Origin of the sequence: Burkholderia sp. S-53 (assembly GCF_025560745.1) — a bacterium.
Taxonomy (GTDB): Bacteria; Pseudomonadota; Gammaproteobacteria; order Burkholderiales; family Burkholderiaceae; genus Burkholderia; species Burkholderia pyrrocinia.
On record NZ_CP090482.1, the window covers coordinates 1,179,090 to 1,195,610 of the forward strand.

Consider the following 16,521-nt stretch of genomic DNA (forward strand, 5'->3'; position numbering starts at 1 on the left):
GCGCATTCATTCCCGCTCCCCGGACAGGTACGTTCGTAGCGTTTCGACACGACGTCGACATTCAGACCATCGCCTCCGCCGCTTCGGCATCGCCGGCGAGCCAGTCATTCATCACGCGCGCGTCCGCCTGCCGATCCAGCGACAGGCACAGGTCGCCCAGCGCATCGACCTGCGCACTGTCGAGCGCCATGCCCGCCAGCGCACGATATTTCGCCAACAGCGCCGCGTCCGACAATGGATTGCGCGGGTCGCCGAGCGCGATCGGCACGTGTCGCGATTCCCGCGCTCCGTTCGCGCGATGCAGGATCACCGTCGGCTCGTCGAGATCGCCGAGCGCCGGATCGACGTCGACCACGATGCGCGCGAGCAGCGCGGTCACGCACGGATCGGTACGCCGGCCTGCGCGATACACGCCGATCCCCGTGTCGCCGAATGCAAGCGCCGCCGCCACCGCGTACGGCAGGCTCATCTGCGCGGACGACAGCGTCGACAGGTCGCGACCGCCGCACATGCGGGCCACGAACGCGCTCGCGCGCACGACTACCCGCTCGATCTCGCCGGCCCCGACGGGGCGGCCGTCGGCAAGCTGCAGCGCCGCGTCGACGGCCGCATGCGCGCTGCGGCACGATGCGTGCGGCTTGATCGAGCAGCGCATCAGCTTCCAGTGCGCGCCGAGGCCGTCGGTCAATGCGTCGGGCGCATGCGATTGCGCGGCGAACGTGTTGAAGAATCCGCCCCATACGTCGTCGAACACGTGCGCGGGGCCGCTCACGCCTTCGCGCGCGAGCAGCGCCGCGAGCACGCCGCCCTCCGCCGCGCGCCCGGCGTGCAGCCGCTTCGTCTGCGAACCGTCGTGGATGAAGCCCCACAGGCCGCCCGCGAAACTCGCCGCATGGCCGAGCGCGTCGAGCGTGCGAACGGCGTCGAGCCCGAGCACGCGCGCGCTCGCGGCCGCCGCGCCGAACACGCCGCAGCTGAGCGTCGAGTGCCAGCCCGCCCCGTTGTGGGCCGAGTAGCCGCCCGCCGCCTCGAGCACGCGCCGGCCGACGTCATAGCCGAGCACGATCGCCGCCACGCATTCGCGGCCGGTCACCGGGCGCCCCGCGCACGACAGTGCGGCGAGCACGGCCGGCAGCACGACCGCGCCGGAATGATCGCAGCCGCCTGAATCGTCGAGTTCGAGCGCGTGCGCGGCAATCCCGTTGACGAACGCTGCATCGCGCGCGCCCGCGGCGCGGCGCGTGCCCCACAGCGACGCGCCGCCATCCGCGACGGCGCCGGTCAGCGCACGGGCACTGCGCGTCTCGACGGCCGACGCGCCCGCCAGCGCGGCACCGAACGTATCGAGCACATGACGCTTGGCCTTCGCGACGACCTCATCCGGCACTGCGTCGGCATCGGTCTGCGCGACGAACGCCGCAAGCTGCATTGCGCGCGTTTCGGTTTTCATCGTCATCGTGCCGCCTCCTCTGCCACGCAGTGCGCGAACACGTCGACCGGATGCCCCGGGGCATTGACGGGCGCCTGTGCACGCCACCAGTTCGCAATGTCACGCCCCGTCGCGAACCAGACGTCGCCCGCATCACGCAGATGCGCGAGCAACGCGCGCAGCAAGTCGATCCGCGCTGCCGTGCCGATGATCTCGGGATGCACGCGCAGCACGCAGCACAGCCCGAAGCGCCGAAACCCGTCGACGTCGCGCCGCCAGTTGTCGAGCACGTCGCGATACGCCGCGATGCGCGGCTGACCGGCCGGCACCGGCGGCGACAGGTTGAACTCGAAATAAGGCTCGTCCTCGAGTTCGTAGTGCAGCGGCAGCTCGACGAGCCGCGCGCCGTCCGCGCGGCCGTCGCCGCGTGGATGCACGTACGGCAGATCGTCGCCGCGCCACGACGACGACCACGTGAAGCCTTCCGCGACGAGGAAATCCGCAAAACCGTCGGCCCAGTTGCCGGTGAACGAGCGAAAGCCTTGCACGTCGCGTCCGATCGTGTCGGCGAGCGCCGCCCGCCCGGCGCGGCATGCATCGACCTGCGCGGCGAGCGGCAGCGCGTCGAAATCCTCGCAGCGATAGCCGCTCACGCCGAGCTCGTGGCCGGCTGCGGCGATCGCGCGCACCGCTTCCGCATGCGTTTCGGCGACGACGCCCGGGACGAACCAGCTCGCCGGTACGCCGAACGCGTCGAATGTCGCAAGGAGCCGGTCGGCGCCGCGCGTCGCGCCGTAACGCCAGACCGACAGTGATTTCTCGCGGCCGACGATGCGCGGTTCGCGTGTCTGGATACCGTGAATGTCGTTGAAGTCGACCGTGATCGCGACCGCGCATCGCGCGCCGCCCGGCCATGAAGGGAGTGTCGTCACAGGCTGCTCCGTTGCGTGGGTTGCGCGTCTCGCGCGTGCTGCGCAAGCCACCAGTCGGCCACTTCGCGGCAGCGCGCGAACCAGACACCGTCCTGTGCGCGCATGTGACCGAGCCACGCCTCGAGCAGCGCAATGCGGCCGGGCTTGCCGCAGACCTTCGGATGCAGCAGCGTCGTCAGGCACAGCCCTTCGCGGTAGACGCCGTCGAATTCGCGCATCCAGTTGTCGAGCGTCGCGCCGTAGCCGGCGATCCGGTCGAGCCCGGCCGGATAATCGGGGTTGCGGTGATACGCAAGCGACGCGTAGTCGTCGGTCTCCCAGCGGCCCGGTATCTCGACGAGCGGCGGCTCGCCGTCGGCGCCGGGCAGCAGGTACGGCCGGTCGTCGCCGCGCATCGAACTCGAATAACGCACGCCGGCTTCGCGCAGCACGGCCACCGTCGCCGCGCTCCAGTCGCCGGACGGCGTGCGGAACCCGACCGGCCGCACGCCGAGCGTACGCGCAAGGACCTCGGCCGACTGCGCCATGATCTCGCGTTGCCGCTCGGGCTCGAGCGTCCAGAACGCTTCGTGCCGATAGCCGTGGTAGCCAATCTCGTGGCCGCGCTCGACGATCGCCGCGCATTGCGCGGGCCACGTCTGCGCGACCCACGCAGGCACGAAGAACGTCGCGGGCAGTTCGTACGCCGCGAGCAGGTCGAGCAAGCGGCCGAGCGCACGCCACGGCCCGTAGCTGCCGAGCGTGAAATACGCGGGGTTGCGCCAGATCGACCCGTTCAGCATCGCGTCGCCGGTCGGGCCGTCGAGATCGAACGCGAGCGCGACGCATGCGCGCTTCGCGTCCGGCCAGCGGGGAGCGAGAGCCGTCATCGCGCGCTCAGTGCGTGCCGTTGATCATCGCTTTCGTCACCGCGTGCTCCTGCAGCCCCCACTTCGCCAGGATCTTCTGGTAGGAACCGTCCGCGATCAGCTGGTTGAGCGCCGTCGTCAGCGCGCTGCTCAGCGCGGTATTGCTCTTCGCGACGCCGATGCCCGTGTATTGCGACAGGAACGGCTTGCCGACCGGCGCGTACGCGTTCTGCTCGAGGCTGTTCTGGTACGGCAGCGTCTCGCCGCCCTGCACGGCTGCATCGATACGGTTCTGGCGCAACTGCATGCGCGCGTCCGACGAGCCGTCGGTGCCGACCACGACGATCGCCGGCTTGCCGGCCTTCACGCAGTTCTCCGCGCTCCATGCGGTCGTGTTGTCCGGGAACGACGTGCGCCGGCTCGACCCGACGCGCTTGCCGCACAGCGCGCCCATCTGCGCGAACTCGCCGGCGCGCGCCTTCAGCGTGTAGAACTGCGGCCCCGTCTCGATGTAGTCGACGAACGTCACCGCGTCGCGGCGCGTCGGCAGGTCGGTCATGCCGGACAGGATCATGTCGACGCGTTGCGTCGCGACCGCGCTCATCATCTGGTCGAAGCTCGTCTCGACCCAGTTCAGCTTCGCGCCCATCTTCGCGGCGAGCGCTTCGCCGAGATCGACGTCGAAGCCCGCGAGCTTGTCGGTCGCCGGATCCTTGTATTCGAACGGCGGATAGTTCGGCACGATCGCGACGTTCAGCGTGCGCTTCGCGCTCGCGGCCTGGGCGACTGCGAAGGAGGCATGAAGCGCGAGCGCGCCGAATGCAACGGCGGCCAGCGTGCGGGTCAGGACGGATGCTTTCATGGGTGTCGCCTTGTCGTGGTGAAGTAATGGGGTGCTGCGCCGGTCTGGTTGACGGCTCCATCGATCGGGCGCGGCAATACGGGGCGCCCGGCCCGTTTACGCAATCACGGCCGAGATGAAATCGCGCGTGCGCGCGTGCGTCGGCGCGGACAGCACCTGGTCGGGCGGCCCGCTCTCGACGATCCGGCCGCCGTCCATGAACACGACGCGGTCGGCCACCTCGCGCGCGAAGCCGAGCTCGTGCGTGACGACGATCATCGTCATCCCGCTCTTCGCGAGATCGCGCATCACGGCCAGCACTTCGCCGACGAGCTCGGGATCGAGCGCCGACGTCGGCTCGTCGAACAGGATCAGTTGCGGATGCATCGCGAGCGCCCGCGCGATCGCGACGCGCTGCTGCTGGCCGCCCGACAGCTCGACCGGAAACGCGTCGCATTTGTGCGCGAGCCCGACGCGCGCGAGCAGCGCGCGCGCTTCCTCCTCCGCTTGCGCGCGGCGGCGCTTGAGCACCTGCACGGGGCCCTCGATCACGTTCTCGAGCGCGGTCTTGTGCGGGAACAGGTTGAAGCGCTGGAACACCATGCTCGTCGCCAGCCGCTGGCGCGCGACCTGGCGCTCCGACAATTCGTGGAGCCGGTTGCCGGTGCGCCGGAAGCCGGCCAGTTCGCCGTTGACCCACAGCGCGCCCGCGCTGATCGTCTCGAGCTGGTTGATGCAGCGCAGGAACGTGCTCTTGCCCGAGCCCGACGGCCCGATGATGCACAGCACTTCGCCCTGCGCGACGTCGAGCGTGATGCCGTGCAGCGCCTGGAAATCGCCGTACGACTTGCGTACGTCGACCGCGCGAACGACCGCGTTCGTCATGACGTTCTCCCGATGGTTGAGGGTCGTGTCGTTCATGCGCGGCCCGCCGCGCGCCCCGCGCCGCGTGCAAAGCGCCGTTCGACGCGTGCCTGCGCGAGCGACAGCACGGTGACGACCGCGAGATACCAGATGCCCGCGACGATCAGCAACTCGATCACGCGGGCGTTCGCGTAGTAGATGTTCTGCGCGTTGTGCAGCATCTCCGCGTACTGCACGACGCTCGCGAGCGACGTCAGCTTGACCATGCTGATCAGCTCGTTGCCGATCGGCGGCACGATCACGCGCATCGCCTGCGGCAGGATGATCCGGCGCAGCGCCTGCAGGCGCGGCATGCCGATCGATTTCGCGGCCTCGTACTGGCCGGTGTCGACCGACAGCAGCCCCGCGCGCACGACTTCCGACGTATAAGCGCCCTGGTTGATGCCGAGTCCGAGCACCGCCGCGAGGAACGGCGTCATCACGTCGACGGTCCGGAATTCGGCGATACCCGGGATGCCGAGCGTCGGAAACACCAGCGCGAGGTTGAACCACAGCAGCAGTTGCAGGATCACCGGCGTGCCGCGGAACAGCCAGATGTAGCCCTGCGCGATCGTGCCGAGCACCGGGTTGGACGACAGCCGCATCACCGCGGTGACGACGCCGAGCACGACACCGAGCGTCATCGCGAGGACGGTCATCACGATCGTGTTGCCGAGCCCCGTCAGGATCGAGCGCGCGGTCAGGAACTGGCCGACGACGCGCCACTCGATCTGCCCGCGCGCGAACGCGGCGGCCACGTAGGCGAGCGCGGCAATGATCGCGATCGACGCGACATAGCGGCCCCAGTAGCGCCGGCGCACGCGCACGAGGCCCGCGGTATCGTCTGCCGCGGCGCCGGCCGGCCCGGGTGCGCCGTCGACACGGCGCGAATCGGATGCGCTCAGCATGACGGCCCCCGGTAGTCGGCCGCCCATGCGGCCTGGCGTTCGATCGCATCGCTCAGGCGGCCGATCTGCTCGCGCACGCGCGCGGGCGACGTGCCGCCCGCACCGCCGCGTGCGGCGACGGCCGCGTCGAGCGTCAAATGCGCGCGCACCGCCGGCGCGAGGCGCGAGTCGACGGCCTGCAGCTGTTCCGCGCTGGCGTCCGCGAGCTCGATCCCATCGCGTTCGCACGCCCGCACGAGCGCACCGGTGATTTCATGTGCTTCGCTGAACGGCACCCCCGTCAGCGCAAGCCAGTCCGCGACCTCGGTCGCGAGCGTGAAGCCGAGCGGCGCCTGGCGACGCATCTCGTCGACGTTCACGCGCATCGTGCGGATCATCCCCGCCATTGCCGGCAGCACGAGTTCGAGCGTGTCGATCGAATCGAACGCGGCGATCTTGTCTTCCGCGAGATCGCGGTTGTATGCGAGCGGCAGCGACTTCAGCGTCGCGAGCAGGCCCGTCAGGTTGCCGATCAGGCGTCCCGCCTTGCCGCGCGTCAGCTCCGCGATGTCCGGGTTCTTCTTCTGCGGCATGATCGAGCTGCCCGTCGCATAACCGTCGTCGAGTTCCACCCAGCGGAATTGTCGCGACGTCCACAGGATCACTTCTTCCGACAGGCGGGACAGGTTCACGGCCAGCATGCTCGCGACGAACGCGAATTCGGCGACGTGATCGCGTGCGGCCACCGCGTCGATCGAGTTCTCGCACGGCGCGTCGTAACCGAGCTCCTGCGCGGACAGCTCGGGCCGCACGCAGATCGCCGAGCCCGCCAGCGCGGCGGCGCCAAGCGGAGAGCGCGCGGTGCGGCGGTCCCAGTCGACCAGACGGTCGGCGTCGCGATACAGCGACTGCGCATGCGCAAGCAACTGATGGCCGAACACGATCGGCTGCGCGGGCTGCAGGTGGGTGAAGCCGGCGGTCACCGTGTCGACGTGCCGGCTCGCCTGGGCGACCAGCGCCTGCTGCAGGTCGAGCACGCCGCGCACGAGCTGGCGCGCCTTGTCGCGCAGGTACAGGCGCAGGTCGTTCGCCGCCTGGTCGTTGCGCGAACGCCCGGCGCGCAGCTTGCCGCCGAGCGCCGGCAGCCGCTGCGTGAGCACGCGCTCGAGGAACGTGTGCACGTCTTCGTCGGCAAGCGACGGCGCGATCGCGCCGGCCGCGTAGTCGCGCGCGATGCCGTCCATCGCGGCCAGCAACTGCGCGAGGTCGTCGTCGTTCACGATGCCGGCGCGGTTCAACTCGCGCGCATGTGCACGGGAGCCCGCCAGATCGTACGGCACGAGACGGTAGAAACTCGGATCGGAGCGGGACAGGTTCTGCAGCGCGTCGGACGGTTCCGACTGGAAGCGTCCGCCCCACAGGCGTTCGATCGGTTCGGTAAGGCTCATTGCGGTCGACCTCGACTCGGTTGGATTGCCCCCACTGTAGGCATTCAATTTTTTTTGTTGTAGCGAGAAATTGACTCCGCTTAAATGGAATTTTTCTCAGCACCGTCGCCTCCGACGCACCCGCCGATGCGCAATCGCCTGCCCCCGCTGAACCCGCTTCGCGCATTCGAGGCCGCCGCCCGGCGCGGCAGCGTGTCGGCCGCAGCCGACGAGCTGCACGTGACCGCGAGCGCGGTCAGCCACCAGATCCGTATTCTCGAAAGCACGCTCGGCGTCGCGCTATTCGTCCGATCAAAGGCACGCGTGAAGCTCACGCCCGAAGGCGAGGCGCTGCTGGAACCGGTCGGCACCGCGTTCGACATCATCGCGAACGCGACCGTCAGGCTGGATTCGCCGGCCGCCGTCGGCGATCTCGTCGTGTCGACGCCGCTGTCGCTGACGTCGCGCTGGCTCGCCCGGCACATCGGCGATTTTCTCGAGCGCTATCCGGGGATCCATCTGAAGGTGATTCCGTCGAACGATGAACGCGAGATCTATTCGACGGACGTCGACGTGTGCATCCGCTACGGGGAAGGCAACTGGCGCAACCGGCACGTCGAGCTGCTCGAGCATCCGGCGCTGTTCCCGGTCGTGAGCCCCGCGTTGATGAACGGGCCCGATGCGATCCGCAAGGTGCAGGATCTCGCGGGACGCACGCTGTTCTGCGAGCATGCGGGCTCGTGGATGCGCTGGCTGGCGGAAGCGAACGCCGACAAGCTGCCGGGCATCCGCATTCTCGAAATCGGCAACGCGCACATCGGCGTCGAAGCCGCGGTGCACGGGCAAGGCGTCGCGCTCGGCGACAGCCTGTCCGTGCGCGACGACCTGATCGACGGCACGCTCGTGCGGCCGTTCAGCGCCACGGTGCCGTCGCGTCATGCGTACTATCTCGTCACGCGTCATGAGCTGACCGAGACGCCGCTCGTGACTGCGTTCACGTCGTGGCTGCGAGCCTGCCTCGCGTGATGCGCGTGATTCGCGTCGTGGCTTGCGGCAGGGTTTCAGTCAGGCAATCAGATTCGCCAGGTCGTCCCACACCATGACGATGTTGTGCGACCGCCAGATTGGCCCCGCATCGATGTACTCGCCTGCCAACCGACCATTCAGCGCCTCGTAAAAGGCGATCGCGGATGTGTTTCCGTTGACGACACTCAACGCGGCGCCCTGATACCCCAACCGTCCCAAATGCGTCGCGAGTTGTGCAAGCAGCGTGCGGCCGATGCCGCGGCGCTTGAATTCGGGATCGACGTACAGGAATTTGATCTCGCCGCGGCCGTCGAAGATCGGTTCCGACGGTGCGCCGGCCGCCCCGATGCCGACGATCCTGTCGTCGGCCTCCGCAACGAGCACCAACTGGTCGCCGTCGTTCGACGCCAGCTTTTCCTGCCATTTTTTGCCGCGATAGACCTCGTCGAGGATCGCATGCGCTTGCGCCGGTGCGAGATTCCGATAGGTATGCCGCCAGACCTTGACGTGAAAATCGGCGATCGCCTGTGCGTCGTCGATATGGGCGGACCTGATGGATATTCCGGTCATGGGGGACTCTCTCGGGCGGCTTTGCAATAGGGGGCGCGGTGTACGCAGCGGATTGTCGGCGATCCGGGCAGCGATGTCGAATGACCGGTTGCGGTCAGGCAAGGCCCCGTCCGGCGAGCGAGGTCGCGCTTTCGAACCCGCCGCGGCCGATGCATTGCGGCGGCGCATCCCGGAACGACTGCATCGCCGTCGACGACGTGGAGATCGATCCGGCATACGCCGCATGCGTGTACGTCGATCAGCAACTGGCCCGCCGCCGGCAGCGGGTCCGGCATGCGCGCCTCGCGCAAGGTCGGTGTCGTGCCGTCAAACATCTTCGCTAGCATGCTCGCCTCCTCGCGCGATCGTCTTCGCGCGCTTCGCCTTCCAACGCTAGTCGCCGGCCGCCGAGTCCGCACGACCCGTTGACAGGCGCTTGACGTGCGTCGACGGCCGCCGGGCGGTTGCTGAAACGGTTCCTTCCGAAGTCAATCCCGGCGTGCCGTGTAGGAATCCGCCGACGACATTTGCGCAATTCCTACCGCAACTTCAGAGCACGCCGATTGAATCGCACTGGCACGGCCACGATACTGGAATCACGGATACCGGCTGCGCGGTACACCGGTTGCAGGCCACCAGGAGAGACGTCATGTCACACGCCATCTATCGTTCCGAATCGGGCAACCAGACCGTCAGCCACGCCGACAAGTCCGACACGGCCGCACTCGACACGCTGGCGCTCGTCGCGCTCGCCCGCGACGCCGGCATGCTGGTCATACTCGACGGACAGATCGGACGCGAGCGGTACGAAAGCGTGACGGGATCGATCGCCACACTGGCCCGTTTCGCACAGGCACTGCAGCTTTCGGCGCTGAAGGCGGCGTGACGCCGGGCGCCGCCGTGCCGCGGCGCCGGCAAACGGCCCGCTCACACGGCAAGTTCGAAGAACGATCGCGCCACAACCCGGCCGTTGACGATCAGCTCGACCTCATGCCGGCCCGCATAATGCCGGCGCGTCGTGAAATCGCGGATCGACCGACTTTGCCGGAGCGTGATGCGCTGGCCGGGTTCGAGCGTCAGTACCTTCAGCTTGAACACCTTCGGCGACGCATCGCCATTTTGCTTCACATAGCCGATCCGATAATCGACGACGAGCCGCTGCACCGCCTCGGCCGTCGAATGCAGCTCGCACGCGAGCGTGATCGACTCGCCGAGCACCACCTGCGCGGACGTCACGCCAAACGGGCCGACTTCCACGCGAGGCGCACGTTCGGCACCGAGTAGCGCGAGCGCTCGCGCATCGCCCTGCTTGACGAGCGTGCGAAGCGCATGACGGACGATCCATCGCGTATGCGGATCGTCGCCGCCCCATCTTTCGGCGCGATCGAGCACCCATGCCGGATGCGTCTTCGCCACGTCGTTCAGGTGATTCGCGACCGAGCGGCGGACATAGGCGCTCGAGTCCGCGCGAAGATGGTCGAGGATCCGCGCCGCCAACGCCGGGTCGGCCTCGATCTCGCGGAGCCGGAACGACCATGGCAGGCGCGGACGACTTCCCTCGCTTGCCAGCCGGCGCACTGCATCGTCCGCATCGTGCGCCCAGGTTTCCATGACTGCGAGCGCGCGCGCCGTATCGATGCGCAGGAATTCGCGCACCGCGAATTCCGACGAGCCGAACGGCGTGAAATATTTCAGCGCGTCCATCGAACGGTCGAACGTGTGCCGACCGTACTGCCCGACATAATCGGGGGCGATCAGCGAGACAAAGCCCCGGCCGAATCGCGGCGCCGCCTCCTGCAACAACGCCAGCACGGCATCGTATCCGCCGGGCAGCGACCGCGCCCCCGTGCCGATCGCCACGCTGGCGCGCCTGACGCGCTCCATCAACGTCAAGCCGTCAAGGCCGTCGAGCGCCGTCGCAAGAAATGCGGCCCGGTCGAACGCAGGCTCGATCGAATGCAGCACGTCGGACAGCGAGTGGAACTGCCGCTCTCCCAGCGATTCCTTCAGCGGGACGGGAACTTGATGGGTTGTCATTGCGAGGGGCTGCAGATCGATGGGGCCGAAAGCGCACAGTATCGCCGAAGCCCCTGCCAATTCCTGTCAGCAGTCTTTGCCCGGCCGGTGCACCCATGCGGGACGCTATCGACGTGCGCGGCACGCGAACCGCGCGCGGGCGCGCGGCGTTCATGCGTCCGTTCGCCGCTGCTCGCGGGATGGATCGCGCGAACCGCCGCTGAAGAGCCTGTTTCGCAACTGACCGCCGGCGAACGCAGCCGCAATCAACGACAGATAACCGACGACGAGCAGATGTCGCCAACTGTCGAGCGCGGCGCGGTGCGCAACCAGCGCCGCATCGGGTGCCGGTATGGCGAGACTTCCCGGCACGATCGCGCGCGTCATCTGCACGAATCCCGCCGCCGACAGCACGGGCAGCAGGACGAGCATGGCCAGCAGCACAAACTTGGCACGCCGAAACAATGCATGCCGGCGCAAATGAAACCACAGCCCGAGACTGCCGTGCACCCAACCCGGTGCGAGCAGCGCGATCTGCAGGCCCTGCGTGCCGCTTGTGAGGAGCGACACGATGACCCGTTCGTAGTTCGGTTCGAAGCCGTAGAACGATGTCGCAACCCGGGTCCCGACGACGTGACGGATCAACAGCATGGGCAGGCTGAGTCCCGCCCAGAGACGGAGCCATTCGGCGGGCGGCAGCGCCCAGTGTCGACGGCCGTAGATGGTGCGGATCGCCAGCGCGAAATGCAGGCCGGCCGCGCCATACAGCAGGATCGTGCCGGGCGCGCTTTGCCAGAGCCCGATGGCCAGGTGCAGTCCACGCTCGGCGATATCGATCGACCAGATGCCGAGCGCGTGATTGACCATATGGATGGAAATATAGAGCCACAGCAGGATGCCGGAGCCGAGTTGCAGCCTTCTCGCGGCCTTGTGGATTCCGTCGTGCGCCGGCGCCGGCTTGCCGGCATCGGCGTCGATCGCGTGCTGCGCGGGACGTGGCGCGCGGTTGCGCCACGGTGGACGCATGCCGATGCGATCCTGGAACGACGATGACCGCCGCGCGTCGTTCACTTTCGGAGCGCCCTCTCGATCGCGCTGCGATCGTCCCGGGATATCCCGGGTTTGCCTCTCCCTGCCGTTCATTGGGGCCTCCCCTCGATGCGTCCGCTGCTTGATCCGCATACCGCGGAGCGGGCCCGTTTATTCCGGCGACACGCGACATCCCGCAAATGAAGTGCAACGCGCGATTTCGGGAATAGGCGCCGTGCTCGCCGGGTATACGGTGTGTGAGAACGACGGATGACGATCGCGACGCGTCGGCACCCTTCACATCAAAACGAGCGGAATCAAGGAGACCATCATGTCCAATGTTCTATCCCACTGGATTCTGATCGGTTGCGACGCATACGACGAGTATGTGTTCGTGCCGTGGCTCGATAAATCCGTCTATCGGAGAACGGTCACCCTGCGTCGGGTCTGCCTGCTGTGACGGAAGCCGCAACGGTGCATGCGATCCGGTGGAATCCTGGGACGAGGGCCGGGCACGCTCCGCCCCTCCGGAAAGATCGGGTCGCGAGGACACGCGCCGAGCGTCACCCATGCCGACAACGCGGCCACCCATCCGCTGATCGCCATTCACGGAACGCTGGGGTCGGGCCGACTGCGGTCAGGCTGTCGACTGAAAGGCCGCAACCTTGTTGCGGCCAGTCGCCTTCGCGTAATACAACGCTTCGTCGGCCGCCTTGATCACCGCGCCGGCCTCGCCATCCTGGTCCGGCGTCCAGCTCGCCAGGCCAATACTGGCGGTGACGCGCCCGTGTTCGCTGCCGGCATGCTCGAGCGCCAGTTCGTCGATCGCCGCCCGAATCCTCTCCGCGATCTGGGCCGCTCCCGTCTGCGGCGTATCCGGAAGCAGCACCACGAATTCCTCGCCGCCGTAGCGGGCCGCGGTATCGGCCGGCCGGCGGATGTTCTCGCCGATACAGCGCGCGACCGCAGCCAGCGCGTCGTCCCCGGCCTGATGGCCGTAGGTGTCGTTATAGGCCTTGAAGCGATCGACATCGACGAACAACAGCGAGAACACGGAATGCGCGCGCCGTGCACGCCGCCATTCCCGGTCCAGCACTTCCCCGAAGCTGCGGCGATTGTTGAGGCCGGTGAGGCCATCCGTGCGTGCGAGCAGCACAAGCTCGGACTCCGCACGCATCCGGCGCCGTAGCTGTGCGCCGAGCATGACGGACAACGCGATAAAGGCGGCGCCGAAGGTCGCCACCAGCGCACCGATCTTTGTTGCGCGGTGCCGCCACGCTGCATAGATGTCCTCCTCGGCTTCCGCGACCATGATGATCAGCGGCAGCTTCGGCAGGTGCCTGAAGTAGTAGAGGCGGCGCACGCCGTCGATCGTCGCCGTTTCCGAAAACGAACCCTCCGGGGCGGTCTGGAACCGCTGAAAGGTCGCGGCCTTGCTGATGTCGCGACCGATGGTGCGCAAGTCGTACGGATGGCGCATCACCATGATGCCGTCGTTGCCGATCAGCGACATCGAACCGTGCGGCCCCAGCGACAGGCCGGCAAACAGCTGGTGGAAATATTCGAGGTTGACCGCGATCAGCACGATGCCGGCAAACGAGCCGTCCGGATTCGAAACCCGACGCGACAGCACAATGCTCAGCGTGCCGCCGCGCAGGCGCGACGCGAACGGGTCGCTGACATAAAGCCCTGCGTTCGGATTGTCGCGGTGAATGGTGAAGTACTTGCGATCCGCGAAATTGCCCTGTCGCGCCACGTCGTTGGCCGAATCCAGGATGATGTTGCCGCTCGCATCCAGCACCAGCATCGAGCCGAGAAATTGCGCGGTCATCGCGTTGTCGAACAACACGGCCCGCCGCAAGGCCGGTGCAGCAGTCATCACGTCGGAGCGTTGCAGGCCCTGGATCACCGCCTGCAAGGACAGATCGTAGAGCTCGAAGTTGCGCTCGATGTCGCGCTCGGCGATCAGGCCGAGATTGCGCGAGGTCTCGCGGGCACGGTCGAGCGCGTCGTGGCGGCTCTGGAACAGCTGCAACACGCACAGGCCCATCAGCGCGCAGGCAATCACTATGCCGATCACCACGATGGAATAGGGGGCTGCCGATCGGGGATGCATGGGTCTCCTCGCTGCATGGACGTGCGCGCCCGGCCCGGGCGCGGTTTCGTCATACTAAAAAGGGTCGGGCGCAGGTGCAAGCGCGGACGCCGTCAGGCGTACGCAGTTGCGAGCACAAAATTGTCTGGAATTTGGGTACAACGTTGGCTGCGTGAGCGATTCACGGTGAATCGTCGCACAATTCGGTTCAATTCGCGGGATTAGACGGTGTCACGTAGGGAAAGCGATGTGCCATCACAGGGGGGCCTTCGGCATTCAGGCTAACGCCGCAAAGGGCTGGCGCCGGGTGTCGATTCGTATCGACAGTCATCGGTGGAAATTGCCGGTCGGCACAGCGATGTCGCCTCGCGAGCCGGAGTAATCCGTCCTTCAGCGATGCGCGCCGCCGCTATGTCGAGCCAGCAGCCGATCGACCCGTTGATTTTGCGGACGGCGCCGGAACGACTCCTCGCGAACGCGTCACGCCGCCAATCCCGCCGACGGGGCATCCACGATATCCGGGTTGAACCGCGTCATGCAGTTCAGGTCGAGTGCGCGTATCTGCTCGGTCATGAAGTCGATGAAGATACGAATGCGTGTCGGAAGATGTTGCCGGCTGAGATAGCAGATATAGTGGCCTCGATCGTCCGGCACATGCTGCGCCAGCGCGACAACGAGCTCGTTCGACGCGATATGGTCGCGAATCTGATAGCCCGCCATCTGCGCAATGCCCGATCCGTTCAGAACCGCATGCAACACCAGATCCGCGTCGTTGAACGTGAGGCGGGACGTCGGCAGGTACTTTTGCACGCGGCCGTCGACATTGAATTCCCATTCGAATATACGGCCGCTGGCGAAACGGAAATTGATGCACTCGTGCCGGGCCAGGTCCTCCAGACTCTTCGGGAGGCCGTACCTGGCCACATACGACGGCGCTGCGCAGAGCGCCATCTGCATCGGGATCAGTTGCCGCGCAATGATGCTGGAGTCCTCGATGCGTCCGTTGCGAAACGACACGTCGATCCGTTCCGCGACCAGGTCGATCGGCCGGTCGTCGAGCAGCAGATCGATGACGATGTCCGGGTAGGCATTCGCAAACGCTTCCAGCAGCGGCGCAACGACTTTCCTGCCGAATCCCACCGCCGAACTGATACGAATGAGGCCGCGCGGCGGTCCCTCCCGCAGTTCCAGCATGTCGTTCATGGCTTCCACGATCTGCGCGACGCCCTGGTGGCAGTTCTCGAAGAATCGCTGGCCTTCGCAAGTCAGTTCGGTCATGCGCGTGGTCCGCTGGAACAGCCGCGTACTCAACTGCGCCTCCAGCTTCTGGACGCTCCGGCTCACGGCCGGCCGGCCGACGCCGAGACGTTCGGCGGCCTTGGTAAAACTCCCCTCGCTCGCCACCGCGACGAACGCAAGGATGCCCGCATAGCTCGCACCGAAGCTCGCCGACAAAGCGTCGGCGCGGCCTGGCAAGTCACGACGAACGCCGTGCTCCGATGTATCCGATTGATCCATTTCCGCTGCCCCCAGACATCCCGCTCATCCCGATTGCCCGTCGCAGGCGTACGCCTGCGAACCGCCACACTTGCGAAACGCGAATCAGCCTCTTGCGAGCCACTGGTCGAGACCGATGCGACCGAGTCGCGCATTCCCGAGCGGCACGAGCGATTTTTCCTCGACGCGGCCGCCGTAGTAGCGGGCGTCGCGATCGGTCACCACGGCGCGCGTGTCGCCGACCGATTTCAGATAGCGCGCGACGATCTCCGCGAACGGCGCGCGGTCCGGGCCCGCAATCTCGACCGTGCCGTTCAGCGGCCCGGCAAGCGCGATCTGCGCGAGGTGCGCCGAGACGTCTTCCGCGGCGATCGGCTGAAACAGCCCGTCGCCGATGCGAACCGTGCCGCCTTCCGTGCCGGAATCGGCAATACCGCCGATGAACTCCATGAATTGCGTGGCGCGCACGATCGTGTACGGCACGCCCGCCGCTTCGATCGCCTGTTCCTGCGCGACCTTGGCAGCGAAATAACCGTTCTCCGGCATCCGGTCGCAGCCGACGATCGACAGCGCGACGTGATGGCGCACGCCCGCGGCCACTTCGGCCTTGCCGAGATTACGCGCCGATGTGCGGAAGAAGTCCAGCACCGCCTGCGGTTCCCAGGATGGTGCGTTCGCCACGTCCACGACGACGTCCGCATCGGTCAACGCGTCGGTCAGGCCTTCGCCCGTGATGGTATTGACGCCGGTGCGCGGCGATGCGGCAAGCGCCTGATGGCCCGCTTCGCCCAGCAGCGTGACGACACGCGAGCCGATCAGGCCCGAACCGCCGATGACAACGATCTTCATCGCATATCTCCTGACGAAAGGATTTCATTGGAACGCGTGGGGTACGTCACGGGCGCCACGTCCGACCACGTCGGTGATGGCCTTCGCATCGCGTGGCGCAATTGTGGAAGAATCATGTCCTATCCATCAGTGCCAAGAATCGTCGATCGGACTGGTCCATGCCGTGCCTGTCCCCGTCACCCACGAGACCGTG

General features: G+C 67.1%; 16 protein-coding genes and 1 pseudogene. 3 read left to right on the forward strand and 14 right to left on the reverse strand.

The annotated features are described in order from the left end of the window. Nucleotides 1-61: 61 nt before the first annotated feature. From LXM88_RS04980 to argH, 7 genes are all read right to left on the reverse strand, one after another. Complete coding sequence (locus LXM88_RS04980) at nt 62-1,456, reverse strand: MmgE/PrpD family protein (protein WP_262530938.1); 1,395 nt, start codon at nt 1,454-1,456, stop codon at nt 62-64. Continuing rightward, a complete protein-coding gene (locus LXM88_RS04985; RefSeq protein WP_262530940.1) occupies nt 1,453-2,361 on the reverse strand; it encodes a polysaccharide deacetylase family protein in 909 nt (302 codons plus the stop codon). Before LXM88_RS04985 ends, LXM88_RS04980 begins: the two co-directional genes overlap by 4 nt. After that, nucleotides 2,358-3,230 carry a polysaccharide deacetylase family protein gene (locus LXM88_RS04990; RefSeq protein WP_262530942.1) on the reverse strand — a complete coding sequence of 291 codons (873 nt, stop codon included), beginning with the start codon at nt 3,228-3,230 and terminating at the stop codon, nt 2,358-2,360. Before LXM88_RS04990 ends, LXM88_RS04985 begins: the two co-directional genes overlap by 4 nt. A gap of 7 nt (nt 3,231-3,237) precedes the next feature. Then, entirely contained in the window at nt 3,238-4,071 is an 834-nt protein-coding gene (locus LXM88_RS04995; protein ID WP_065504466.1) for an ABC transporter substrate-binding protein, read from the reverse strand. A gap of 96 nt (nt 4,072-4,167) precedes the next feature. Further along, nucleotides 4,168-4,971, reverse strand: a complete 804-nt coding sequence (locus LXM88_RS05000; RefSeq protein ID WP_318654668.1) for an amino acid ABC transporter ATP-binding protein — start codon at nt 4,969-4,971, stop codon at nt 4,168-4,170. Next, nucleotides 4,968-5,861, reverse strand: a complete 894-nt coding sequence (locus LXM88_RS05005; RefSeq protein WP_262530944.1) for an amino acid ABC transporter permease — start codon at nt 5,859-5,861, stop codon at nt 4,968-4,970. The genes LXM88_RS05000 and LXM88_RS05005 overlap by 4 nt, the downstream gene beginning before the upstream one ends. Continuing rightward, nucleotides 5,855-7,288 carry an argininosuccinate lyase gene (argH, locus tag LXM88_RS05010; protein WP_262530946.1) on the reverse strand — a complete coding sequence of 478 codons (1,434 nt, stop codon included), beginning with the start codon at nt 7,286-7,288 and terminating at the stop codon, nt 5,855-5,857. The genes LXM88_RS05005 and argH overlap by 7 nt, the downstream gene beginning before the upstream one ends. Before the next feature lie 126 nt (nt 7,289-7,414). Between argH and LXM88_RS05015 the strand changes: the two genes are divergently transcribed. After that, nucleotides 7,415-8,293 carry a LysR substrate-binding domain-containing protein gene (locus LXM88_RS05015; protein ID WP_262530947.1) on the forward strand — a complete coding sequence of 293 codons (879 nt, stop codon included), beginning with the start codon at nt 7,415-7,417 and terminating at the stop codon, nt 8,291-8,293. Nucleotides 8,294-8,332: 39 nt separating this feature from the next. Here LXM88_RS05015 and LXM88_RS05020 read toward each other — a convergent pair whose 3' ends face one another. Then, the gene (locus tag LXM88_RS05020; protein ID WP_262530948.1) at nt 8,333-8,965 is read right to left on the reverse strand and encodes a GNAT family N-acetyltransferase; all 633 of its coding nucleotides are present in this window, start codon (nt 8,963-8,965) and stop codon (nt 8,333-8,335) included. 65 nt (nt 8,966-9,030) lie between these two features. Continuing rightward, a pseudogene (locus LXM88_RS05025) lies at nt 9,031-9,189 on the reverse strand (alcohol dehydrogenase); the annotation flags it as partial. 302 nt (nt 9,190-9,491) lie between these two features. Here LXM88_RS05025 and LXM88_RS05030 point away from each other — a divergent pair. Then, on the forward strand, nt 9,492-9,728 hold the full coding sequence (locus LXM88_RS05030) for a hypothetical protein (protein WP_262530950.1): 237 nt from the start codon (nt 9,492-9,494) through the stop codon (nt 9,726-9,728). A 41-nt stretch (nt 9,729-9,769) separates the two neighbouring features. Here LXM88_RS05030 and LXM88_RS05035 read toward each other — a convergent pair whose 3' ends face one another. Both LXM88_RS05035 and LXM88_RS05040 read right to left on the reverse strand, forming a co-directional pair. Continuing rightward, a complete protein-coding gene (locus LXM88_RS05035; protein WP_262530952.1) occupies nt 9,770-10,879 on the reverse strand; it encodes a DNA alkylation repair protein in 1,110 nt (369 codons plus the stop codon). A 150-nt stretch (nt 10,880-11,029) separates the two neighbouring features. Continuing rightward, the gene (locus LXM88_RS05040; protein ID WP_318654669.1) at nt 11,030-12,001 is read right to left on the reverse strand and encodes a hypothetical protein; all 972 of its coding nucleotides are present in this window, start codon (nt 11,999-12,001) and stop codon (nt 11,030-11,032) included. Between the two features lie 217 nt (nt 12,002-12,218). Here LXM88_RS05040 and LXM88_RS05045 point away from each other — a divergent pair, with 217 nt between their 5' ends. Then, nucleotides 12,219-12,347 carry a hypothetical protein gene (locus LXM88_RS05045; protein WP_258170546.1) on the forward strand — a complete coding sequence of 43 codons (129 nt, stop codon included), beginning with the start codon at nt 12,219-12,221 and terminating at the stop codon, nt 12,345-12,347. A 177-nt stretch (nt 12,348-12,524) separates the two neighbouring features. Here the strand turns inward: LXM88_RS05045 and LXM88_RS05050 are convergent, their stop codons facing one another. The 3 genes from LXM88_RS05050 to LXM88_RS05060 form a co-directional block, all read right to left on the reverse strand. Next, nucleotides 12,525-14,003 carry a sensor domain-containing diguanylate cyclase gene (locus tag LXM88_RS05050; protein WP_262530953.1) on the reverse strand — a complete coding sequence of 493 codons (1,479 nt, stop codon included), beginning with the start codon at nt 14,001-14,003 and terminating at the stop codon, nt 12,525-12,527. Nucleotides 14,004-14,462: 459 nt separating this feature from the next. After that, complete coding sequence (locus tag LXM88_RS05055; RefSeq protein WP_262530954.1) at nt 14,463-15,500, reverse strand: LysR family transcriptional regulator; 1,038 nt, start codon at nt 15,498-15,500, stop codon at nt 14,463-14,465. Between the two features lie 84 nt (nt 15,501-15,584). Continuing rightward, complete coding sequence (locus LXM88_RS05060; RefSeq protein WP_262530955.1) at nt 15,585-16,328, reverse strand: SDR family oxidoreductase; 744 nt, start codon at nt 16,326-16,328, stop codon at nt 15,585-15,587. Between the last annotated feature and the right edge of the window lie 193 nt (nt 16,329-16,521).